This window comes from Chryseobacterium sp. SG20098 (genome assembly GCF_031844745.1).
GTDB classification, from domain to species: domain Bacteria; phylum Bacteroidota; class Bacteroidia; order Flavobacteriales; family Weeksellaceae; genus Chryseobacterium; species Chryseobacterium cucumeris.
Genome location: NZ_CP134622.1, coordinates 4,454,144 through 4,477,254, shown reverse-complemented (window position 1 = coordinate 4,477,254; position 23,111 = coordinate 4,454,144). Strand labels below are relative to the sequence as shown.

Sequence of the window (23,111 nt, the reverse complement as noted above, 5' to 3'; positions counted from 1 at the left end):
ATCATCATGAACAGAAATCTTATTATCATTAATCTTACGATCATACTGCTGCTGGCAGTGGCCTATATTTCCGGATATTATTTTCTTAATTATCTTTTGGAATTCAATTTCCGGTATTCTCTAAAAGAATCCGGATTTGAATATTTCCCGGCTATATTAGCTGTTACAGCTCTTATAACGTATCTGGTGAGTAATTTATCAATTAAAAATTTAAGCTTCAAGGCTAAGTTTTTAAGGATTTACCCTATTCTCAATTCTATTATTCTTCTTTTCTTCATCATCTCATTTGGAACTGAACTGATAAAAAAACAAAAAGAACTTTCAGAAAAAGAAACTGAATATGGTCTGCAAGCCCAAAAAGACATACAGAATGATCAGGTTACGCTATCTTATGCCGGAGGTTTTTCAATTCCTTCTTATAATAAATCAACGCTAAGCAAAATCCGTGACATCCGAAAGAAATATGGTGTCATTTATACGAATACGGGCTGCATTATTGATCCTATAGATCTAAAAGCGCAAAAGAAATACACAGAAATAGTGAATCCCTATCTTGAAAAAAGAAATGGAAAAGGTTGGGAAGATAAGATGCAAAAGGAGATCGATGGTTTGAAGTAAGTTTACGATTATCCATCAAAAAAATAGAAGTATTTTTGCAGCTGATGAATTTATATTCTGCCCTACAAATCGGAGATTATCATGTTAACCATTGTGAAGATGATCTCCTCATCAAAAAAATCTGTTCTGATAAGATTTTGTGTGCTGTGATGGATGGATGCTCTACAGCTATGGACAGTCATTTTGCGTCAACACTTACTGGAAAGATTTTACGTAAAATCATTATTGAAAACGGTTACAAGGCATTATATGAAAAAGCCAGCCAGCAAAGTCCGGAAGAAGAGCTCAAAGAAATCATAAAAGGTTTATTCAACGAACTTAAATTTGTAAAAAATCATCTGATGCTGGACGAAAAAGAGTTGTTATCTACTCTTATAATCATGGTTTATGACATCACAAAGGACGAAGGATTCATCCTAACCATTGGTGACGGAGTTGTCTGTATCAATGGAAATATCACAGAATTTGACCGTAATAATAAACCGGATTATTTAGCTTATCATCTTTATGAAGACTTTGAAGAATGGTATTCTCATCAGTCTCAGAAATTATTTTTTGATTGTCTAGATGATGTTTCCATTGCTACTGATGGTATTTTGAGCTTTTCAAAAATTAAAAAAACGAATTCTGAACAAATGATCAATTTTGCTGAATATTTAATGATAGACCGTCAGAATATCGACACTGAAGAAATGCTTAACAGGAAACTAAAGCGGTTGGAACATCAGTACGGAGTAAAACCCACAGATGATTTAGCTATTGTAAGAATGATAAAATAATTCAGACATTTGAACATCATGAAAGAATTCAAACTTAATCAGTTCTACTCTTTTCTGAAGAGATGGTTCATTAGTACCACCTTTATTTCAGTGGTTACATTCTTACAATTTTACTGGTCAATGGGAACCTTTTCAGAACGTGTTTCAAGCGGCTGTATAGAATGTTCATTTTTTGAAGATGCGGTGTATATATCCCTTATAGCCGGTGGGTTCTTATCAATTGTCTTTTCTCTGCTTTTCTTTGTTAAAAAGATTTTCTTCAAGGCTTCAGTCGAGTTCCTATTCCTGATCTTTGTCTGGTTATTTTGGAACTACACCCTATTTGTAGACAGGGAATCTTCCTGGAGTACTTACGATTTCAATTCGGAAATCCAATATACAATTTCACTTTCCTTTCTACCTGTTATCGTACTGGGATGTTTGTGTGTTGTAATTTTACATTATCAGGAAATAAAAGCTAGATTTGTATCTTAAAAACAAAAACCATTGAAAAAAATCATTTCTACTTTACTTTTTGCTTCTTTAATTGCTTATTCATGTAACAAAACCAAAACCCAGGCTCCGAAAAATTCTTCGGGCATTATAAAAAAGGATACGGCACCAGTTGAGAAGGAACAGTCGACAGCAGGAAAACAAGTCTCAGATTTTGTATCCAGTCAATATGAAATTCAATACGAAACCGAAGGTGATCTCAACCATGACGGACTTCCTGATAAAGCTTTGGTTCTTAGAAAAAAAGACGACACTTTAGCACAGAGAACTATGATAGTCCTTCTAAAGAATCCTGACAAAACATACCGGTTATTTAAAAGTTCTGAAACCGTTTTTCCCGATGAATACAATGAATCTGGTTATAAAATGCACGATCCTGAAGACATCAGTATTGAAAAAGGAACATTGAATATCAATCTCTATGATATCGGACCTTATGGTAATCAGTTCAGTAAATTCAAATATGTGAATGACAACCTGATTCTTACCTATATTGAAACGTATAATATGGGTGCAGGTTCCCACTCTGCCCTCTATTATGAGCCTATGAAAGGTAAAGTAATACTGGAAACGGTAAATACCATGGAAGAAGAAATGCCATCAGAAACTAAAAAAGTACAGGTAAAAAAAGAAAGATTTTTATTTGAAAATGTTTCTCCTGATGATGTTGTCACCAATGTTTACAATTCTGTAGAACAGGAGTAAGCTGTCCAGTTCTAACAAAATAAAACTTCCGCCTAAAAGACGGAAGTTTTTTATTTAAAGTATGATTTACAGTATTGATTAATGTGCTTCTAACCAGTTATCTCCTACTCCAATTTCTACCAATAGCGGAACCTGTGTTTTTAAGGCACTTTCCATTTCAGTTTTGATTAGTTTTGAGGCTGTATCAATCTCATCTACCGGAGATTCGAACACCAATTCGTCATGTACCTGAAGCAGCATCTTTGTTTTAAGCTGTTGCTCTTCAAGTTCTCTGTCTATTTTAATCATGGCAAGTTTTACAACATCGGCTGCACTTCCCTGAACTGGTGCGTTTACAGCATTTCTTTCTGCATGACCTCTTACCACAAAATTATTAGAATTAATATCTTTCAAATGACGTTTTCTTCCTAAAATAGTTTCAACATATCCTACCTGGCGTGCTTTGTTCACCTGCTCAGCCATGTACTCCTTCAGTTTCGGATAGGTTTCGAAGTAAGCTTCGATCATCTGTTTGGCTTCTGTACGGGATAATCCGGTTTGTTCTGCCAAAGCAAAAGCTCCTTGTCCATAGATAATTCCAAAGTTTACGGTTTTAGCCTGACTTCTCTGGGTTTTGGATACCTCAGCCAAAGGAATTTTAAAGAGTTTTGCGGCGGTAGAAGCGTGGATATCTTCTCCATCCTGAAAAGCTTTGATCATATTATCCTCTCCGGAAATCTCAGCAATCAAACGAAGTTCAATCTGAGAGTAATCGGCAGAAATAATCTTCTTCCCTTCTCCGGAAACAAATGCTCCACGGATCTGCTGGCCCCTTACCGTTCGGATCGGAATATTCTGCAGGTTAGGGTTTACACTCGCCAAACGGCCTGTAGCAGCTGTAGTCTGTGAGAAGTTGGTATGTACTCTGTTATCTTTTTTCTCAATCTGTGAAGGCAATGCATCCACATAAGTTGATTTTAATTTCTGATAGGTTCTGTATTCCAGGATATGCTTGATGATTTCATGTTTTGAACTTAATTTTTGAAGAACATCTTCTGAGGTTGCATATTGTCCTGTCTTTGTTTTTTTGGCTTTGGGATCCAGCTGTAATTTTTCAAAAAGAATTTCTCCCAACTGTTTAGGGGAATTCATATTGAATTCTTCTTCTGAAAGTTCAAAAATCTTTGTTTCCAGCTGTTTCAGATCATTTTCAAGGTCAACACTTTCCTGTGCCAACCATTTTTCATCCAAAGAAATCCCTGAAAGTTCCATTTTTGCAAGTACTTCCATCAGAGGCATTTCAATATTAAAGAAAAGCTCTTCTAGGTTTTCTTTTTTCAGCTGTGGTGCGAAAAGTTCATACAGTTGGAAAGTGATGTCTGCATCTTCCGCCGCGTAGTCTGTCTGCGTTCTCAGATCAGCATCTCTGAAATTCCCCTGTTTTTTCCCTTTTTTTCCGATGATGGTTTCAATGGATACCGGTTTATAGTTCAGATATACTTCTGAAAGGTAATCCATCCCGTGTCTTCCATCCGGATTCAGCAGGTAGTGGGCAATCATGGTATCGAACATAGCCCCTTTAACGGTGATGTCGTATTGTTTTAAAACTTTATAATCGTATTTTAGATTGTGAGCAATTTTAAGCAGGTCTTCTTTTTCGAAAAACGGTCTGAAAATCTCTAGGGTCTGCAACACTTCTTCTCTGTTTTCAGAGAGAGGAATGTAGTAGGCAAGTCCTTTTTTATAAGAGAAGCTCATTCCTACCAGTTCTGCTTCCAGTTCGTTTAATGATGTCGTTTCCGTATCGAAACATACTACTTTCTGCTGCAGCAGGTTGTCTACCAGTTTTTTCTGAGCTTTCGGATTATTGATAAACTGATAAAGGTGATCATTATTCTCAATCGTTGACTTTGTAGAAGTAGCCTGTTCCAATTCTTCAAAATTGGCAAAAAGGTCAAGCTGCATCACCTGCCCTTTTACTTCGGTTCCGGCCGGAGTCTGCTTTACTTCTACTTCACTTACAACCACTGTTTCTACAGCTGCAGGAGCAAAAGCCCTGTATAAGTTTTCGTATAACCTTCTGAATTCTATTTCATCAAAGACTTCTTTTACTTTTTCAAAATCAGGAGTTTCAAGGTCATATTGTTCCTGATGAAATTCTACAGGAGCGTCACAAATAATGGTTGCCAGTTTTTTAGACATAATACCACGTTCTGCGGAAGCTTCTACTTTTTCTTTCAGTTTTCCTTTCAGTTTATCCGTATTGGCTAATAAATTTTCAATGCTGCCGAATTCTTTCAGGAATTTCATAGCCGTTTTTTCTCCTACCCCTTCCAATCCAGGGATATTATCTACTGCATCTCCCATCATAGCAAGGAAATCTATCACCTGCTTAGGATCATCAATCTCATATTTTGCCTTTACTTCTTCAACTCCGAGAATTTCGATATCGCCACCTTTTAAACCTGGCTTATAAATTTTAATTTTATCGGTAACCAGCTGTGCAAAATCTTTATCCGGCGTCACCATGAAAGTGGTATATCCTTCTTTTTCTGCTTTGCATGCGATAGTTCCAATGACATCATCGGCTTCATATCCTTCCACCCCAAGAATCGGGATGTGCATTGCTTCCAGAATTTTGTGAATATATGGAATCGCAATTTTGATTGCTTCGGGAGTTTCGCTTCTGTTGGCTTTATATTCTGAGAAATCATCAGTTCTTACACTGGCCTGTCCAACATCAAAAACTACTGCCAGGTGTGTTGGTTTTTCTCTTCTGATCAATTCGATCAAAGAATTGGTAAAACCGAAGATGGCAGAAGTATCCAGACCTTTGCTGGTAAGTCTCGGATTCCTGATTAATGCGTAATATCCTCTGAAAATCATCGCATAAGCATCGATGAGAAACAGCCTTTTATCTTGTGTTGCGTCCATATTTTGAATAATGAACAAATATAAGAAAATAGGAGTAAAAACTGGCAGCCCGTTGAAGGGTTTCGGGAATGGAAATTCGGGTTCGAGGGTTCGAGATGGGGTTAAAAAAACAAAACAGCATACCCGAAGGCATACTGTTTCTTTTTTTATTTAAGTTTATGGGATTATTTACCTGAAGAAGGCCATAGTCCTGCGTACTGAGAAGTACCGTAGTCAATGGTTTCAGCACTTACTACGAAGCTGATCAGCATACTGTTGCTGTCTACTGCATCGAAATCTACTTCGTGCTGGATTACGTATCCGTTCTCCCATTTCAAAGTGATCAGTGTTCCTTCTTCGTGAGATTTGTTGAAAGTGATCTCTCCTACTGTCGGCTTGTATTTACCGTTTAGTAAGCTTTCAAGGATGTCTGACTTTTCAGTAGCTTCTACTGTCACCTTAATTAATGCATTGGAAGGATCTGATGCTACACGTCCTGATACGTCTGTAGATCTTGATACACTGTAGTTCATTTTTAACAGTTTCTGCCCTTCACCGTTGTTGAATTTTAAGATTCCTCTTGAATTTCTTTCTGCCATGATTGTAAATTTTAATCGTTAGTAATAAATTGTAATTCAATAATTATATAACAAAGATAGCCTCCTTGGGTTTGATAAAAAAGCAATTGAAGGGAAATCTGAAAAAGTGTCGTAATTGTACGATTTGATGTAGTAGTTCTACGATTTCGTGTCGTAATTCTACGATATTAGATTTAAAACAAAGCACAATACACTGTAAATAAATATTTTAAAAAGGATTAAAAATCTTTAACAAATATCAACTTATTACACTATTAAGAGAAATAATATACATAAAATTCACTTATATACATAAAAAAAGACCTTATACAGGTCTGGTTATTTTATCTTTTAAAAATCAAAAATTGGATTGAGTCTAGGCATCATTTGCTATTACATGTATTCCGTTTCCGGCATCTTCCGCCATTGCATTGGCTAATATTCTTCTTGAGTCTTCAGAAAAATACGTAGCGATAAATGGGAAAAAGAAACCGATGAATCCACCACCTTTTACGCCAAGTTTACCAATATTTTTGATATTCTGCATTTTTATGCTGGGAAGTTCTTTGGCTAAATTCGGTAAGTTTCGGGGACGTACTCTTCCTAAGCCGTCTTTTGCTGTGGCAACCAGAGATTCTGAATATTTGCCGTTACGGATATTTTCTACAATAGCCTTTCCTTCAGATGTTTTCCATACTTCACGGGAATCTACACCTTCTAAAGCTGTCAAATCTTTAGATAAAGCTGTCCCTTGTTTTATTTCAATCAGGTTTTTTTGCCAATCCTGGACATACCATTTTCCGTTAAAGAAAATAGGGGTTTTACCGTCTCTGCTTGCCAATCCTCCTTTTTCATTAAGTTCCAGAATATCCGGGCTGGCAAGATCTGAAGGAGTTATGCCCGTCACATTTTTTGGAAAATCCTTTAGGTATCCGGGAACTCTGCTATTTTCATCTGCTTCTTTATTCATATCCTGATAATGGCTATTATCTTCCAATGAGTTGCTTCTGATGATTTCTCTTTCCCAGTAACTTCCTTCGTTCATTACTGCCATGGTTCCACCCATCCACAATAGCGTCTTACCGATTCCCATTTCTACTCCTGCAATAACGATCCCAGCTCCTCCGAAGAAAGAAGCAGCGGCATTGAGAACAATTTCCTTTCCATTATTACTCTCGATCTGCTGTGCGTATTTCTTGGCCACAGAATAGCTGAATATGGGGCTTAATAGTCCTCCGGTATCACAAACCAGTATAGAGTTCTGGGTGATGGCCATAAATTGATCAAATTTTACTTTTTCATGTTCAATTTTCCAGTTTCCTTTTCCTAAAGATTCAGTACATAAGTGGTTTATTTTTGTTGCATGATATGCTGCTGCTGCTCCACATGCCAGAACACCAACTCCCACGGCTAATGCAGCCCAGCCAATAGGTCCGGATAACACAAGCAGTGCACCAACAATAAGGCCTGCTCCAAAGCAAAGAAATCCCCACATGGCATTTTTAGGACTTTTACAGGGAAATTCTTTATTGATATTTCGATCTTCTTTTGTTAATAAGGGCCGGGTTTTATCAGATCCATAGAAAACAGTAATGGGTTCTCTTGTAGGAATTAATTGTCTTGGTTCTGAATCGGTTTGAAATGTACACACTGTGTAAACATCTTTGGGTATATAGGAAGCACTCATAATGTTACATTTTATTGATTAACACATCCTGTAAATAGTGAATTTGTCTTTTAAATTTTCAGAGTTTATATGTCTTAATTATATTGTGAATACCAATAAACATTCTGAAGACTTTTCTTTTCTGTTTTTGAAAAATGGAGTTCTTTCTGAGCTGATATCAGAAATTTTTTAAGTTCGTTTCCTTTCTCTTCTTCGTATTTGTTTTTGTATTCAACATCATTTAAGTAAATGTCTGTCTTATTTTTCAAGCGGAATCTGAAGTATATTTTTGAGCTTTGCAATGACGGTGCTTTGGTTTCATAATCATAAGCATAAAATCCTTCAATATCTGTCTTGGAATATTTTTCAGGAGTCTGGTTTCCTTTCTGTATATAAAAATAGTTTTCATCAAACCAGATTTTCAACTTCACAGAAATTGCTTTCAGGATCAGATAACAGCTTCCAAAATAAAAAAGGAAAAAAAACATAACGAAAGAAAGTCTGAATACTCCTTTGAAGAGAACATAATACAATGCTCCATAGAAAACCAGGCATGGGATAATAACCAGAAGTGTTCTGGCAATATGATAAGGCAAAACGTTATTGAATGTAAACACTTTATTTTCGGCCATACTTAAAAATTACTTTTAATATTCAATTTGTTTTAGATCAAACTGGGTAACAAACTGATAATTATTTTTTACTTCTTCTTTCATTAATGCTGATGCATTGATGATAGTTCCTGTTTTTTTATCGACCATTCTTCTGATTCTATAATCATAATTATATTCACTGAAACCATATTCAATAATAGGTTTGTAGAATTTGTTGTATTGTTCTTCCAGCACAGCATTATCTATTTTATCTTTTAAAAGTGTCCCCACAGTTCTGAATTCTATAAAGTAGTCATCTTCTTTTATAATGGTATGCTGCAATTCCAGTTCAATAGGAACATTGACAAATATCTGTGAAATAAACTTTAAAACATCATTTTGCTTTCTCTTTTTACGGGCATCAAAATCATTAAACAAGACATGATAAAGAAGAGACTTGTCATAGGTTTTTCTCAGATTGGCTTCGTTCTCAAATTCCAGTCCGCCACCTTTGATGATATCTTCAGCAGCTTTGGAGTTAATTTTCTCCACCTGTCTGTAAAATTCTGAAGCTTTTAATTTGGGCTTAAAAAGTTCCCATTTTTCTTTTATCTGGGGAAAATTTTCTACTCCTTTTATGGTATGGTCATCATTTAAATTGAAAATTACATCTTCTTTATCAAATTCCAGTTCTTTGACAGCTTCTATAGCAAGAGCCATATTTTCGGGATTTATTTTATATAAATATTCCTTAAGCTTCACTTTAGCTTTAGTATTGGCTGCATCTTTTTCAACAACATACTCTTTTTTGGTATTGCAATGAAATGTGATTCTATCTTCAACCTTTGTAGTATTGAACTGTTCGCATCTGTATCTTGCTTTTTGGGGAAATTTCCTGTCTTCTATTGCCTTATTGATTTCTTCACCTGTTTTCTTTTCTAAAAAAAGATATTGCAGATGAATAGGCAGTTTTTCTCCAATAATAAAATTTGTGGTTCCACAATAGAGGTTATGAAAATTGATCAATTCTTTAACGGATGTCCCTTGTTTCTCTGCAAGAGATTCCAGGGTATCTCCTTTTTTAATCTCGTATTTTATAAAATCCATTCTGTTAATTGATATCTACCTGTGATCCTGTTATTTTTGTCAAGCCTTTAAAATTAGCTGTTGCACCGCCTCCGTTGATGTCGATTTCATCACTTTTAATAGAAACCTTCGTTCCGGTAATGATAATCTCACTGTTACCTACTTTAATGGTAATTTTCTGGGCTCCGGTTAAATCAATCACTCCGGCATTATCCATTGTAAATACACTCTGGTCTTTACCTACTGAGACTTTATGGGTATTGCCTACGTCTGAAATATGATCGCAGCCTACTTCCAGTTTTTTATTGTTTCCAATCTTATCTGTTTTATCATTACCAACAGTTTTAGTGCTGTTGTTATTGGCATTATGTATAACATTTCCAGATCCGTCAAAAAACATATTTGCACCACCCTGATCTTTAAGATTCATCGATCCGGCTCCGTTATCATACTTTAATTCTGCACCACTTCTACCGCTAAAGCTCATTATATTATTTCCAGCTCCGCCACCGGCTCCTATACTACCATGAAACATTCCTCCCATTACGAAAGGACGGTCAGGATGCTGATGTACAAAATTGACAATTACCTGGTCTCCAACTTCAGGAACTGACATAAAGCCTCTATTTTTATTGACTTTATCACTGCTTCCTGCATCCGGAGACATTACACGGATAAATTCTGTACTGTCCGGCCCGTTTTGCCAGTCAAACTGTACCTGAACTCTTCCCTGATTCATAGGATCTGTATTGGAAATTACTTTTGCAAACTGAGCCTCAGCTCTCGGAGTTTCGAATTCAGGCCGTGGTATAAAACCTGTGTCTGCGGCAATTGCTTCAAATTTACCGTCGTAGTAACCTCTTGCATCTACTTCATGGGTTACTTCGATAATCATCAGCTTGGTAAAATAGGAAGTTTCATTTGTTGAAGATTTCCGCATTTCAATATCTGCTGTACATCCCGGATATAAAAACGGAACAGTAGTTGTCCCCGATGTAATAAATACTTCCGAGGCTTTACTTCCTGCTGTTCCTTTCTGTGAGGCATCAATGTCCATAAAAGAGGTTGCTTTTATTGGCGCTACTCTCAAAGAAGGTGTGGTGAAGATCTTTTCAGATATTTCGTAGGCTCTTCTTGCAATATCTGAAGTATGGCTGATTTTCGAACTTCCAGTGGTCAGTTTTTCATTTTTACTGCTGTTATAGCCATAAAATGTAGGGTTGACATGCTGTGCCTTCATTTTGACAGCAATATCACTTACGCTGCTTCCATAGGTAAGTTTAACAGGTTTTTCCTGAGGTGGAAGTTTTCCAAAATGTAATACTTCACCATCATAATAAAACTGCTCACCATAAGCCTCAGCTATTCTCGCCAGATAATTATAATGAGTTTCTTCGTATTGTGAACTGTAGGCTACATTTCCGTGCTGAGCATCTATTCTGAAGTCGAATTTATTTTGTCCCAGCCCTTCACGGATCACCTGGTCGGCAATACTATTCAGGCTGACAGGCTGTCCACCTCCAAAACTCTGAATATGGGGAGCCGCATCCAAAAGTACTGTCGGGCTAAAACCTTTAAGAACGATATTTCCAAGGCTTCCCTTTTCCTGGCTGAAACCTACTTCTGTAATGACTCCTACAAAATTACGTTCAGCGCCTTTTTCTACATCTTTATATTTAAATACAACAGTAATTCTTTTTCCTAAAAAGCTTTGGGCCTCTTCAAGATTGTGATTTTCTGCATTGCCAAGGGCATCATGAGCCAACATCAGGTTGAATTCATGATGTTTTGCAGCACTCTGGGTAAGTTTGAAATGCTTAAAATGTTTGATAATTTGTCCTTCAATAACCACATCCAGCTTTACCACACGATTGATTCCTGCAATAAAACTTTGAGCAATAGCTTCAGCATTGTGTATTTTTGAAGTTGGCTGTTTCGCCCACACTTTATTATCAACAATAGAAGGATTGTTCGGTACAAAAGTCTGGTTCATAAACATATCAGCACCTTGAGCAACATTTAAACTTTGCTGTCCTGCTTTTGCTACCTTTTTTACTTTTTCATCTGCCTTATTCAATTTTCCTTCTGCTTTTTTGGTAACATTCTCCTGCACTGTATTTTTCAACTGTTGTTTGCCCGCGTTTATCTCGTTTTTCTGGTTTGCTACTTTAATTTTTTTATCATCCTGAAACATAGCGTTTTGTATTTAAGTTAAATCGTAAATAAACTGCTGATACTTACAGCATAGAAAGTGTGAGATTGATAAATCATTTGTGCATCTATCATTTTCCTTTTGAAAAATGATTTTCGAAATTCTTTTAAACGGAAAAACAGAACAGTATACCCGAATGAGCGTACTGTTCTGTACCAATTTTATTTTTACTAAGATGATGAATAGGCTTATTTACCTGCTGAAGGCCATAATCCTGCGTACTGAGAAGTACCGTAGTCAATGGTTTCAGCGCTGATTACGAAGCTGATGAGCATACTGTTGCTGTCTATTGCGTCGAAATCTACTTCGTGCTGGATTACGTATCCGTTTTCCCATTTCAAAGTAATCAGTGTTCCCTCTTCGTGAGATTTGTTGAAAGTGATTTCCCCTACTGTTGGCTTGTATTTACCGTTTAACAAGCTTTCAAGGATGTCTGATTTTTCAGTAGCTTCTACTGTTACTTTGATCAATGCATTAGAAGGATCTGATGCTACACGTCCTGAAACGTCTGTAGATCTGGAAACACTGTAATTCATTTTTAACAGCTTCTGTCCTTCTCCGTTGTTGAATTTTAAGATTCCTCTTGAATTTCTTTCGGCCATGATTAGTAAATTTAATCGTTAGTAATATTTTGTGATTTGGTGATTGTGTTAGCAAATATAGAGGCTCTTTTTCGCTAAAAAAAACTTTTGAATATAAATCTGAAAATTTGTAGTAGTTCTACGATTTCTTGTAGTAATTCTACGACAATTGATTTAAGAACACCAACCAAAATCCTATCAATAAAAGGTTTTAATTGATTGAAAATTAACAACAAAAACAATAATTTTCCACATCAGTGAGAAATATTAAGATTTTCTTAATAAAATATTAGGATGTTTTTAACAGATTATCCAATAAAAAAGCAACCGTTTTATGGGTTGCTTTTTTATTGTTATCGGATATTATTTTACTGTTGAGTTTTTCCACCTTCTTTTATGGAACGAACCAATATTTTGTTTTTTCTCAGCAGAAAATCAGGCATCAGATCCACAGGAAGATAAAATGGACTTTCTCCTTTTTTCTGGAGTTCTTCTACGATTCCCGGATTCCAGGCAAGGATTTTGTCTACTTCTACGTTCAATTCTGCAGCAACAACGTTCAGATTGAATCCGGCATTGATCTCTGTTTCTGAAAGCGCTGCAGCAGTTTCTTTACGATCTCCCTCAAAGAAAATCTTGTTGAGCCTTGCAGAATTATAATTATTCAATACACTCTGAAGTTCTCCTGTTGCATAGCATGCATTAAGATATTTCTTCACATGATTAATGGTTTCTCCCGGAAGGTATTTATAAAACACATGATATTGAGTAGAGCCAGCAGCTTCCATTGCTTTGGCAATATTTCCTTCACCACAGTTATAGGCTGCAACCACGGTCACCCAATTATTGTACTTCTTATAAAGATTACTTAAGGAAATGGTAGCGGTTTTAGTACTTTTATAAATGTCAGTACGTCCTTGCTCTGTAAGCCCGTATTGGTTGGCATGTGCAGTCATAAACTGCCAGATTCCTACTGCTCCGGCACCTGAGGTAATATTTCTGTCAAAATGGGATTCAATCAGGGCCAGATTTCTCAAATGCTTGGGAAGGCCTTTCTGAAGGAGTAATTGTTCAATAAATTCTACAAGATCCTTATTGGCATTAATGATACCTTTATACTTTTTCACACTGCTTTCAGAGGTATCGGAAGCGGCAAGAAACTGTCCGTTGATCATGATAACGGATCCTAATAATAGAAAACCTGTAAAGATATTTCTGACAATTGTTTTCATTTTAATTTTATTTATAAGCTAAAAGGCAAAAGTGGGTAACAAATTGGCCTTTTTACTTTATACTTAATCTACTTTCCAGCTTAATTTTTCTTCGTCTTTATTCCAATCTACATGAATAGTCTGGCCGGATTTCACTTCTTCTCTCACAATCATTTTAGAGATTGGTCTTGCAAGCTGAGCACGGATGACCCCTGAGATCTGTCTTGCACCATACTTACTGCTAAACCCTCCTAATGCAAGGTTTTTCACAGCTTCATCGGTAATTTTCAAAGCAATTCCAAATCTTGTTAATGAAGTATGAAGTGATTTCAGCTGAATATTAAATATTCTTTCTGCAATAGATTCTGTGATCGGTGCAAAAGGAATAATTTCTGTAATTCTTGCCAGGAACTCAGGTCTGAATCGTCCGGAGTTTGACATAATCTGCATGAGTGAAGATGATTCCGGAATTTTTCCTTCTTCAAACTGTTTTACAATTTCTTCACTTCCGATATTGGAGGTAAACAGGATCAATGCATTGCTGAAATCTCCTTCTTTACCTAATTTATCATGAACTTTCCCTTCGTCCATAATCTGAAGGAATACATCAAAAACAGAATGGTGGGCTTTTTCAATCTCATCAAATAACACAACGGTATATGGCTGTTGTCTGATTTTATTAACAAGCATTCCTCCTTCTTCATATCCTACATATCCCGGAGGCGCTCCGTATAGCAACGCTGCGGAATGTTCTTCTTTAAATTCCGACATATCAAAGCGTACCATTGCCTTTTCATCGTTGAAAAGTAATTCTGCCATTGATTTTGCCAGCTCTGTCTTACCGGTTCCGGTAGGTCCAAGAAGGAAGAACGATCCGATAGGCTGTCCCGGTTTGTTCAATCCGCTTCGGTTTTCAACAATAGCATCGGAAAGTATTTTTAGTGCATGATCCTGCCCTACAACCCTGTTCAATAGAAGGGATTCCATATTCAGGAGTTTTTCTTTTTCCTGAGCCTGGATTTTCCCGATTGGAATATTGGTTTTAGCGGCCATTACAGCTGCCAGCTCCAATCTGTCTACTTTTTCTCTTTTCTTAGCTGCATGCTGTAAAAGTTCTGCGTAAGTATCTTCAATGATTTTCTGAATCTGATCTACCGGCATAGAGTTGTCGATGGAAGGCTGCTCGCTGAGTGATCCCCAGAGAATCGGGCTTATTTTATCTCTCAGCAGGTTATACGTCCAGATCAGTTCATCAGCTTTATCTTTACTGTCTGTATATTCTTCCGTTAAAATAGCATCGTAGCTTTCTTTCCAGCTGTCCAGTTCTTTTTCTGATAATTCATCAAGCATTTTGATGGCTGCCATTGTTCTGTCTAATAAGTCAATAGCGGCATCCGGTAATTTTTTACCTTTTGCATATCTTTTTGCCAGACGTACACATTCCGGAAGGGCTGTTTTTTCCACTTCAATACCGTGGTGCTTTTTGTATCCTTCAAGGAGTACATCGATCATTTTGACGCATGTTTTCTCATCCGGTTCATTTACCGTTAACACCTCAAAACGACGGTTGAAAGCCTGTTCCGGCTCTATAATTTTTCTGTATTCTTCCTGCGTAGTAGCTCCGATTACGGTAATTTCGCCTCTGGCAAGCTCAGGTTTCAAGAGATTGGCAACGTTTCCGATGCTTCCTTTCGGATCTAAAAGGGTGTGGATTTCATCAATGAAGAGAATGGCTTTTTCAATTTTCTTACATTCATTGATGACTTTTTTCAGGCGGTCTTCAATTTCCCCTTTATAAGAAGTTCCGGCTAATAATGCTCCGGTGTCCAGTTCTAAAAGGGTACCGTTTTTAAGCATTTCAGGAACATTTCCTTTAATAATTTCTGTAGCAAAGCCTTCTACCAAAGCTGTTTTTCCTACTCCTGGCTCCCCGATGATGATCACATTCGGTTTGCTTCTTCGGCAAAGGATTTCCACCAGCATTCTGAGTTCTTTGTCTCTGCCGATGATATTTTCTATTTCTCCTTTTCTTGCCTGCGCCGTTCTGTCTACACAATAGCTTTTAATGGAAGGAAAGGAAGAGTCTGAATAGTCTGAACCATTTGAAAATAATGATGAGAAGTTCCCATCTTCTGAAACGGTAAACGGAGTATCTTTTCTGTATAGATTAAAGATCTCATGTTCTCTCAACGGAAGTGACTTTAACTGCTGAAGAGAGAATACAACCTGTGGTTTTACAATGGCTGTCAGGATACAGATAGGAGTAATCTCATCCAATCCTAATTTTAAACGGATATCATCAGCTTCTTCAATAAGGGTATCCACTGCATCATCCTGTCCTACTTCATCGGGAAGATGGCTGGTTTTCGGATATTCTTCGATACGGACATCTGCCCATTCATAGAAATAGCCCGGATCTTTATCTATGCTTTTCAGGAATTCATTAAGTCCGATATCTTTATGCATTAAAGCCTGCAGGATGTGCGGGCCACCATAAGTTCCATTATAATTTTCCTTCGCTATCGACTGAGCAATGTGAAATAGTTGCTTTACTGTTTCGTTGGTTACTAGTACTCCCATTTATAATTTTCTTATATTAATATATTGGCGTTCTGTTGTGCTTACGATTTGATGATTTTAAAGTATATTTTTCATCTCTTTTTTCAAAGAATTAAAACTTATTCTTTTTGTGCAGCTAAAATTAGCTATTTTATTCTAAACGATATAAAGATAGTTAATTCTTCAATTAGAGAAGTAACAACGGTGCTTTTTGTTTTTAATCGTAGTTCTGATGGTGACATATTACTTTTCTGGATCTCTTTCCGGCCAAAATAGAAAAAAGATTAACCTATTAACGGCTCACAAACGGAACCACTTTTTTCTCAAGTTCTGTACCTGATTGACCATCTAAAACAACTTTTTGAATATCTCCATCCGGGATAAGGTATTCTATTACCCAAACTTTTTTACCATCAAGAACTTCCTTTCTAACCCGGGTATAAAACCCAGAATCATGATATCCTTTCGGAAGCGCGATTTTATTCTTTTCACAATACTTCACTACCTTTTCAGGAGTAAAACTATATCCTTCATCTGTATATTCTTCCTTAGTAAGCTTACCTGATTTATCAAAATGATATAATATTCCGACGGGTGAGCCCGTGTTAAATGCCAATGATTTATTTTTTATGTACCCATTTTTATAATAGAATTTATCTGATTTATAAAAAGAATTCTCATAGTAAATACTTAATTTATATCCACCTTCAGAAGTAGAAAAGATTTCATTTCGTCCTTCTGGAGTTTCAATACATCTGTCATCATCTTTTTTCTTAGAATTCTGTATAGTAATCTTTTCAAATTCATTAGTAATTTTTGGAATCATTGTCTTTTGTAATTCCTGCGATTGAAATTGAGTAAAGAAAACTAACCCAGCTAATATTATTATTTTATTCATAATATTCTTTTTGCACATTGATTTTTTTTCAATAATACAGTGTATATGTTAATGACATTCAAATGTAATTCCCACTGTTAGTTCATAACTAAAAAATCAATTGTTTATAAATTCTGACTCTCTTCTTGAAATTACTTTACCGGAAATACCATCCAAAATTATATTTTCAACACGATTCGACTTCTTTAACCATTCTATTTCCCAAATAGGTTTTTCATTTTCTATTCTTCTTGAAATTATAGTATGAAAACCTATACTTTGTAATACCGGACCTTTTGTAATGGGAATAGCTTCTTTTTCACAGAATTTTAAAATATCTTCAAATGTATATTTGTAAGGCTTATCATAATCAATCTCTTTAATCAGCTTTCCATTTTCATCAAAACCATACCAAATTCCTTTTTGAAAAGGAGCTCCCCAAGGAACATTAAACATGATACCTTTATCTTTTATATTTCCACTGATGTAATAAGATTTAGATATCATAAAATAGGAATCTTTATATGATTCGGTATAATATTTACCAGAGTTTGCCATACTCATTTCAATATAGTTTCCATTGGGCAGAAACTCTCTTACAACATCAGTTTCTTTTTTTGTTGATTTACTAAATTTATCTATATCAAACTTTTCAAATCTGTTACTAATTTTAGGGATCATTGTCTTTTGTAATTCCTGAGATTGAAATTGAGTAAAAAGACCCAACCCAACTAATATTATTATTTTATTCACAATATTTTTTATAGGTTATTGTTTTTTTACATTGGGAAAAATAAAAGTATAACAGTAAAAAAAACTTTTAATTTCATAATTTAAAAGCTACTTAACTTCATCAAAAAAAAGCTGGTTATACTTTTCTATCGTTTTATCATCTGAAATATTATTAGCTTTATAAAAATCGTTTTTTGGCATCAATGTTTTCATAAATCCATGATGCTTAACCACATCTGATTCTCTTCCGATATAAATAACGTTTATGCTATTATTTTCTTCATTCAAATAAATATGATTAATATGATCATTTGCATTTCTCATTACATTTTCAAATTTCAATATATTAACTATCTTTATAAGAAACATAAAGTTCATAGGTAGCACCTGCTTCCGTTTCTGCATTTATGTCATATTCTTTTCCTAAAAACAATAATGTATTTTCAGTTTTTGCTCCTCTATCATCTATCTTTATGATATTAATTTTAGTATTCTTCAATATATCTTCTTTTCCAAATACTTTAAATGTTTGTTCATTCATTTTTGTACAAGCTACAGTAGTTATTAATAATAATTGTAAGAAAACCTTAACGATGGTTGTTGAAAATCCCTTGATGTGTTGATTTAATAAGTTTTCCATTTTTATAGCAATTCATATTGTTAGCTTTTAAATACCTTACCATACCAGCTGTTCTTTTTTCATCAAGACTTATTACTAAACTAAATGCTCTAGTAATCTGTTCATAAAAGTATTAGTAAAATTCCAACTTGCTTGTTTCTAAGCCCTTATCCTAAGTAATTTCTTTGTGTGATTTTTTTTAAAATATCTAACCCTGAAGGATAGAATTAACAAACAGCTTACATGTATTAATATTTTAAGATTTCATTATTATATAATAACTCTTCTTACCTATCAGAAAAATATTCTTTTTGGAGAGAGTCTTTTATTTTTTCATGAATAGGCAAATTTTTTACATCATCAATAGATAATTTGACTTCATTATGGAAGATACTTTCACCATCGAGTCCCAAATAAATACTTTTACCATTAATTGAATTCATATATTTTTCGGTTTTAAATGAATTTATTTGGACACCCTCCAATTTCTGACAATTTATCCCTCCATAGCTATAAATATTCTTTTTATCTCTAATATAATTACCACTTAATAATTTGACTTCTGGAGACACTAAATCTAATATTATATATGGAGAATTATTATTTCTCGAAGTAGAGTTATAATAAATATTATTTACATCCTTGTATAAAATATTCTTTTCCACTTCCTGATAACTTGCTGTTTTTATAATAGCATCAGTACTCCATAAAGAATTTGTTTTTAAAGAAAAGATAGAATCCTGTAAAATTAATCCTTTATTTTTTGTCATTATCTTTTCATTAGTTCCCGCATATTGTATAGTATAATCTGATGAAATATTCACTTTACCATTATACATATATAGATTTAATTTTAGTTTTCTAATATTATTACTGTTATTAATTTCCTTTAATTGTGTATCATAATAATTGATCTGTTTTTGTCCATCACATGAAAGCATAATTAATAAAAACAAAATACTATATCCTATTTTTTTTGTATTTTCCATATTCCAAATTTTGTTGATGCTGTTTTATCTCTGGTTAAACTTGCTGCTCCAGACCAATTATTAACATTCATCTCTAACAACTTATCATCTATCAAAGAAAAATTTTGATAATCTCCTCTATCTCTTAATTGATCATATATTTTAAATTTCATATCACATGGATTTGAAGCATTTACAACAAGCAGCAATACATGATAACCATTTAAAATTGTAAAATAAAATACGTGATAACCAATTTTACTACCAATTGCATTTTTCAAATAATTTGATATTACATTTTGTTTTCCAGTATTATATTCCTTTGGTTGGTAATTACCTCCACCCTTAAAAGTACTTTGTTCAAAAATTTGAAAATTCTTAACAAAACCATAATCTTTAATTTGATCTATTCTTGTATAAGCATTATAAACATTTGCTTTATTATTTGAAGTTTCAGTTATAAAGTTTTTATTGTCCAATAATAACTTCCCTAATTGTTTGTCAGCAGCGATTATACATGCTGTATGTCGAGAAATAGAAATCTTATTTTCCTCAACTAATCTTTCCACATCTTTTTCAGAAAATACGTCTTTATAATCAACACATTTTATTTTAATCGTATTTAACGTCTTTCCTTCCACTTTTACCGTAATAAGAGTTTCACCAAGCTTTTTGCCCGTCACTTTTGTCTTTATTACCCATTCATTTTCAACACTCCAATAAGAAGTAGATAATGATATATTTGAATTATTAAGTTCAAATTTCAGATCACGCTTCTTATCATCATTTTTCCCACCTACCTTAAATCTAATTTCTCTTGTTTCATTCAAGCTAATGTTATACTCTACTATTCTTGTACATTCAAAATTTACAGAGGTAGGAAATATTTCTCTCGTGACTTTAAACCAAGTATTATAACTAACCCCTGCCATCTGCTTTTATTTTTTTTGCGCTATTGAACTCCAGATTATCTTCGATTGCATCGAATATCATTTTTTTACTGGTACTCATGTGAATTCTCCCAGCTAAAACAGCGTCCTTATTTTGAGTAATAATTTTAATATTCGAAGCTTTTCTTATAATTGCCATAGACGTTAATTTTTAATGATTAGTCCCTTTTTCACCACTATTCATATGTACAGTCTTAGCACTTTGTATAAGAATATCATCTTCTGAACTTATAGCAGTCATTTTTTTTGCAAAAATATCAGACGTTGAAGACTGTCTTGTATAATCATTATCCACCATTTCTGTCCGGTTATCAGACATTTCCATTCTATTGCCCGTAGCAGTTTCTATAATATCATTACCAGCAGATATTGTGATATTATTTCCAACGTTTGTACTTTGGTTATTTCCCACCGTTGTCGTCATATTCTCTCCTACATTGATGTTCATATTCTTACAGTTCAGGGTCATGGTTTCAGGTGCCGTGATATTAATATTACTTCCGGTTGTATCCAGATGGATTTCATTTCCGCTTTTATCTGTAATAATAATGCTTTCGTCTTCTGTAAAAACGATTCTGTGGCCGCTTCGCGTTTGTATAGATTTTACACGATTGTCTGCACCTCCACCAAGGCCTATTCCGCCATGGAACATTCCTCCCATCACAAATGGTCTGTCAGGATGACTGTGCACGAAATTAACCATCACCTGATCGCCTACCTCGGGAATAGCTACATAACCACGATTTTGAGTGATCTGATCGGTTCCTCCTGCATCAGGGCTCATTACTCTTACAAAGTGAGTGTTATCATTCATCTGCCAGTCGAATCTTACCTGAACTCTTCCCTGCCCTTCCGGATCGGTATTGGAAATTACCGTTGCAATTTGTGGCTGTGCAGCCGGTACCGTAAATTCCGGTTTGGGCAGAAAACCCGTGTCTGCGGCAATGGATTCGAAAGTTCCCGTATAATGTCCGATCGTATCAATTTCATGAACGGCTTCTGTCACCATAACCTTCGTAAAATAAGATGTTTCACTGCTGTCCGGTTTTCTCATATGAATATCAGCAATACATCCGGGATGCAAAAAAGGAACGGTTGTAGATCCGGAAACCGAAAATACATTAACCGCTTCACTTCCTGACGCGCTTCTTTGAGAATGCTCCACATCCAGATGCGTTGTTGCTTTGATAGGCGCAACCTGCAGTGCCGGAGTTTTATAGATTTTATCGTTATGAGTATATGCTGTGCGGGCCAAATCACCTAAATGATCAACCGGAGTTTCCCCTGAGGTCAGTTTTTCATGTTTACTGCTGTTATAGCCATAATACTGAGGTTTTGTATGAGCTGCTTTGAGCTCTACCCTGATATTATCAGCATTGCTTCCGTATAATAATTTTATAGGTTTATTCTGCGGAGGAAGTTTTCCAAAATGCAATACTTCACCATCATAATAAAATTGTTCTCCATAAGCTTCTGCCATTCTCGACAGATAATTATAATGGGTTTCGTTATACTGGCTGCTGTAAATGATCTGGGAATAATCATTGGTATCGACTCTTATATCAAACCGTTCTTTATCTATTCCCTGTTGTATTACTTCTTTGGCTATGATTCCCATATTAACAGGCTGGCTGCCGCCAAAGCTCTGGATATGCGGAGCACCGTCCAGCAGGATCGTTGGGCTGTATCCGGAAAGTACAATATTTCCCAGACTCATTTTTTCCTGACTGAATCCTACTTTGGTAATAACCCCGACAAAATTCCTTTCCGGACTCTCCTCAATATCTTTGTAGGAAATAACAGCCGTAAGACGTTTTCCCAGAAATTTGTTGGCTTCTTCAAGGGTATGGCTCTGCCTGTCTCCCAAAGCATCGTGAGCAAGAATAAGATTGAATTCGTGGTGGTGACCTGCTTTTTGTTTAAGAGTGAAATGTTTATAGTACTTAATAATTTTACCTTCTACAACCAGTGATAATTTAACCAGCCGGTTGATCCCTGCGTGATGATTCGCGGATATCCCGTCTGCATTCTGAGATGGGCGGAAAGAAGATCCTTTGGTCTTTGATTCGGTTTTCATATGCTTTGTGTTTGTGTTTGTGTTTGGTATTAAAGATAACAAAATTTATGTAACAGACACTATATAAATATGTTATAAAATAAAATTCTCAGGTATAGTTTTTTTATTCAGGCAAAAAAAGACCGTCTTAAATAGGGACAGTCTTTCTTCTTATGAATGTTGATAATGTGTGTCAGTATTTAGCTGGATGGCCATAGCCCAGCATATTGAGAAGTACCATAATCTATTGTTTCAGCACTGATTACGAAGCTGATCAGCATACTGTTGCTGTCGATAGCATCGAAATCTACCTGATGCTGGATTACATATCCATTCTGCCATTTCAGTGTAATCAATGTTCCTTCTTCGTGAGATTTGTTAAAAGTAATCTCTCCTACAGTCGGCTTATATTTACCGTTCAGCAAGCTTTCAAGGATATCTGATTTTTCAGTAGCTTCTACTGTAACCTTGATTAATGCGTTGGAAGGATCTGATGCTACACGTCCTGAAACATCTGTAGATCTGGAAACGCTGTAATTCATTTTTAACAGCTTCTGCCCTTCTCCATTATTGAATTTTAAGATTCCTCTTGAATTTCTTTCTGCCATGATTAGTAAATTTAATCGTTAGTAATATTTTGTGATGTGGTGATTGTGTTAGCAAATATAGAGGCTCTTTTCCGCTAAAAAAAACTTTTCCCTATAAATCTGAGATTTTGTAGTAGTTCTACGATTTAATGTCGTAATTCTACGACAATGGATTTACACACCACACGATAACATCCATTAATACAGTGTTTTAAATTATCTCTCCATTTTTAGATAAAAAGTATTTTTACACTTAAAAGAGAAATAAACAGAGTTTAGGGTTTAAAAATTTAAAGTTTAAAATTAATTAATATATACTCTCGCACTTTACAGGATAAAAAAAAGCAGAA

The 23,111-nt window shown here is 35.1% G+C and carries 22 protein-coding genes; 4 read left to right on the top strand and 18 right to left on the bottom strand.

The annotated features are described in order from the left end of the window. Window positions 1–6 precede the first annotated feature (6 nt). Genes RHP76_RS20640 through RHP76_RS20625 form a run of 4 tightly spaced genes read left to right on the top strand, consistent with a single transcriptional unit; the run spans window position 7 to window position 2,594 of the window. The gene (locus RHP76_RS20640) at window positions 7–618 is read left to right on the top strand and encodes an FEKKY domain-containing protein (RefSeq protein ID WP_288442628.1); all 612 of its coding nucleotides are present in this window, start codon (window positions 7–9) and stop codon (window positions 616–618) included. 44 nt (window positions 619–662) lie between these two features. Then, on the top strand, window positions 663–1,397 hold the full coding sequence (locus RHP76_RS20635) for a protein phosphatase 2C domain-containing protein (protein ID WP_120233570.1): 735 nt from the start codon (window positions 663–665) through the stop codon (window positions 1,395–1,397). A gap of 18 nt (window positions 1,398–1,415) precedes the next feature. Next, window positions 1,416–1,871 (top strand): hypothetical protein, encoded by a 456-nt coding sequence (locus RHP76_RS20630; RefSeq protein WP_311228929.1) that lies wholly within the window; start codon window positions 1,416–1,418, stop codon window positions 1,869–1,871. Between the two features lie 12 nt (window positions 1,872–1,883). Then, window positions 1,884–2,594 carry a hypothetical protein gene (locus RHP76_RS20625; RefSeq protein ID WP_311228928.1) on the top strand — a complete coding sequence of 237 codons (711 nt, stop codon included), beginning with the start codon at window positions 1,884–1,886 and terminating at the stop codon, window positions 2,592–2,594. A gap of 78 nt (window positions 2,595–2,672) precedes the next feature. On the opposite strand, the gene polA is transcribed toward RHP76_RS20625, so the two are convergent. The 18 genes from polA to tssD (RHP76_RS20535) all read right to left on the bottom strand — a co-directional run bounded on the left by polA (window position 2,673) and on the right by tssD (RHP76_RS20535) (window position 22,782). Continuing rightward, window positions 2,673–5,507, bottom strand: coding sequence for a DNA polymerase I (polA, locus tag RHP76_RS20620; RefSeq protein WP_120233568.1), 2,835 nt, complete (start codon window positions 5,505–5,507; stop codon window positions 2,673–2,675). Between the two features lie 164 nt (window positions 5,508–5,671). Continuing rightward, a complete protein-coding gene (gene tssD / locus RHP76_RS20615) occupies window positions 5,672–6,085 on the bottom strand; it encodes a type VI secretion system tube protein TssD (protein WP_062675327.1) in 414 nt (137 codons plus the stop codon). Between the two features lie 355 nt (window positions 6,086–6,440). Then, window positions 6,441–7,751, bottom strand: a complete 1,311-nt coding sequence (locus tag RHP76_RS20610) for a hypothetical protein (protein WP_062675328.1) — start codon at window positions 7,749–7,751, stop codon at window positions 6,441–6,443. A gap of 74 nt (window positions 7,752–7,825) precedes the next feature. Then, window positions 7,826–8,362, bottom strand: a complete 537-nt coding sequence (locus RHP76_RS20605; RefSeq protein ID WP_062675329.1) for a hypothetical protein — start codon at window positions 8,360–8,362, stop codon at window positions 7,826–7,828. Window positions 8,363–8,377: 15 nt separating this feature from the next. After that, complete coding sequence (locus tag RHP76_RS20600) at window positions 8,378–9,430, bottom strand: LysM peptidoglycan-binding domain-containing protein (protein WP_062675330.1); 1,053 nt, start codon at window positions 9,428–9,430, stop codon at window positions 8,378–8,380. Window positions 9,431–9,434: 4 nt separating this feature from the next. Next, entirely contained in the window at window positions 9,435–11,603 is a 2,169-nt protein-coding gene (locus RHP76_RS20595) for a type VI secretion system Vgr family protein (RefSeq protein WP_311228927.1), read from the bottom strand. A gap of 206 nt (window positions 11,604–11,809) precedes the next feature. Next, complete coding sequence (gene tssD, locus RHP76_RS20590) at window positions 11,810–12,223, bottom strand: type VI secretion system tube protein TssD (RefSeq protein ID WP_062675331.1); 414 nt, start codon at window positions 12,221–12,223, stop codon at window positions 11,810–11,812. A gap of 347 nt (window positions 12,224–12,570) precedes the next feature. Further along, on the bottom strand, window positions 12,571–13,434 hold the full coding sequence (locus tag RHP76_RS20585; protein ID WP_062675332.1) for a lytic transglycosylase domain-containing protein: 864 nt from the start codon (window positions 13,432–13,434) through the stop codon (window positions 12,571–12,573). Window positions 13,435–13,497: 63 nt separating this feature from the next. Further along, a complete protein-coding gene (locus RHP76_RS20580; protein ID WP_311228926.1) occupies window positions 13,498–15,993 on the bottom strand; it encodes an ATP-dependent Clp protease ATP-binding subunit in 2,496 nt (831 codons plus the stop codon). Window positions 15,994–16,264: 271 nt separating this feature from the next. Beyond that, window positions 16,265–16,870, bottom strand: coding sequence for a hypothetical protein (locus tag RHP76_RS20575; RefSeq protein WP_311228925.1), 606 nt, complete (start codon window positions 16,868–16,870; stop codon window positions 16,265–16,267). Window positions 16,871–16,966: 96 nt separating this feature from the next. Further along, complete coding sequence (locus tag RHP76_RS20570) at window positions 16,967–17,602, bottom strand: PepSY domain-containing protein (RefSeq protein WP_311228924.1); 636 nt, start codon at window positions 17,600–17,602, stop codon at window positions 16,967–16,969. Window positions 17,603–17,689: 87 nt separating this feature from the next. After that, a complete protein-coding gene (locus RHP76_RS20565; protein ID WP_311228923.1) occupies window positions 17,690–17,905 on the bottom strand; it encodes a hypothetical protein in 216 nt (71 codons plus the stop codon). 22 nt (window positions 17,906–17,927) lie between these two features. Further along, window positions 17,928–18,221 (bottom strand): hypothetical protein, encoded by a 294-nt coding sequence (locus RHP76_RS20560; RefSeq protein ID WP_311228922.1) that lies wholly within the window; start codon window positions 18,219–18,221, stop codon window positions 17,928–17,930. 266 nt (window positions 18,222–18,487) lie between these two features. Further along, window positions 18,488–19,189: a DKNYY domain-containing protein gene (locus RHP76_RS20555; protein WP_120233560.1), complete on the bottom strand. Its 702-nt coding sequence runs from the start codon at window positions 19,187–19,189 to the stop codon at window positions 18,488–18,490. Then, the gene (locus RHP76_RS20550) at window positions 19,168–20,100 is read right to left on the bottom strand and encodes a hypothetical protein (protein ID WP_062675337.1); all 933 of its coding nucleotides are present in this window, start codon (window positions 20,098–20,100) and stop codon (window positions 19,168–19,170) included. Before RHP76_RS20550 ends, RHP76_RS20555 begins: the two co-directional genes overlap by 22 nt. Next, entirely contained in the window at window positions 20,087–20,257 is a 171-nt protein-coding gene (locus tag RHP76_RS20545; RefSeq protein WP_157885782.1) for a hypothetical protein, read from the bottom strand. The genes RHP76_RS20550 and RHP76_RS20545 overlap by 14 nt, the downstream gene beginning before the upstream one ends. A gap of 12 nt (window positions 20,258–20,269) precedes the next feature. Further along, window positions 20,270–22,195: a type VI secretion system Vgr family protein gene (locus tag RHP76_RS20540; protein WP_311228921.1), complete on the bottom strand. Its 1,926-nt coding sequence runs from the start codon at window positions 22,193–22,195 to the stop codon at window positions 20,270–20,272. Window positions 22,196–22,374: 179 nt separating this feature from the next. Then, entirely contained in the window at window positions 22,375–22,782 is a 408-nt protein-coding gene (tssD, locus tag RHP76_RS20535) for a type VI secretion system tube protein TssD (RefSeq protein ID WP_062675339.1), read from the bottom strand. Window positions 22,783–23,111 lie beyond the last annotated feature (329 nt).

Coding starts and splice junctions, on each gene's coding strand:
- RHP76_RS20640 (WP_288442628.1), top strand. CDS start 7: ATGAACAGAAATCTTATTATCATTAATCTTACGATCATACTGCTGCTG.
- RHP76_RS20635 (WP_120233570.1), top strand. CDS start 663: ATGAATTTATATTCTGCCCTACAAATCGGAGATTATCATGTTAACCAT.
- RHP76_RS20630 (WP_311228929.1), top strand. CDS start 1,416: ATGAAAGAATTCAAACTTAATCAGTTCTACTCTTTTCTGAAGAGATGG.
- polA (WP_120233568.1), bottom strand. CDS start 5,507: ATGGACGCAACACAAGATAAAAGGCTGTTTCTCATCGATGCTTATGCG.
- tssD (WP_062675327.1), bottom strand. CDS start 6,085: ATGGCAGAAAGAAATTCAAGAGGAATCTTAAAATTCAACAACGGTGAA.
- RHP76_RS20610 (WP_062675328.1), bottom strand. CDS start 7,751: ATGAGTGCTTCCTATATACCCAAAGATGTTTACACAGTGTGTACATTT.
- RHP76_RS20605 (WP_062675329.1), bottom strand. CDS start 8,362: ATGGCCGAAAATAAAGTGTTTACATTCAATAACGTTTTGCCTTATCAT.
- RHP76_RS20600 (WP_062675330.1), bottom strand. CDS start 9,430: ATGGATTTTATAAAATACGAGATTAAAAAAGGAGATACCCTGGAATCT.
- RHP76_RS20595 (WP_311228927.1), bottom strand. CDS start 11,603: ATGTTTCAGGATGATAAAAAAATTAAAGTAGCAAACCAGAAAAACGAG.
- tssD (WP_062675331.1), bottom strand. CDS start 12,223: ATGGCCGAAAGAAATTCAAGAGGAATCTTAAAATTCAACAACGGAGAA.
- RHP76_RS20585 (WP_062675332.1), bottom strand. CDS start 13,434: ATGAAAACAATTGTCAGAAATATCTTTACAGGTTTTCTATTATTAGGA.
- RHP76_RS20580 (WP_311228926.1), bottom strand. CDS start 15,993: ATGGGAGTACTAGTAACCAACGAAACAGTAAAGCAACTATTTCACATT.
- RHP76_RS20575 (WP_311228925.1), bottom strand. CDS start 16,870: ATGAATAAAATAATAATATTAGCTGGGTTAGTTTTCTTTACTCAATTT.
- RHP76_RS20565 (WP_311228923.1), bottom strand. CDS start 17,905: ATGAGAAATGCAAATGATCATATTAATCATATTTATTTGAATGAAGAA.
- RHP76_RS20560 (WP_311228922.1), bottom strand. CDS start 18,221: ATGGAAAACTTATTAAATCAACACATCAAGGGATTTTCAACAACCATC.
- RHP76_RS20555 (WP_120233560.1), bottom strand. CDS start 19,189: ATGGAAAATACAAAAAAAATAGGATATAGTATTTTGTTTTTATTAATT.
- RHP76_RS20550 (WP_062675337.1), bottom strand. CDS start 20,100: ATGGCAGGGGTTAGTTATAATACTTGGTTTAAAGTCACGAGAGAAATA.
- RHP76_RS20545 (WP_157885782.1), bottom strand. CDS start 20,257: ATGGCAATTATAAGAAAAGCTTCGAATATTAAAATTATTACTCAAAAT.
- RHP76_RS20540 (WP_311228921.1), bottom strand. CDS start 22,195: ATGAAAACCGAATCAAAGACCAAAGGATCTTCTTTCCGCCCATCTCAG.
- tssD (WP_062675339.1), bottom strand. CDS start 22,782: ATGGCAGAAAGAAATTCAAGAGGAATCTTAAAATTCAATAATGGAGAA.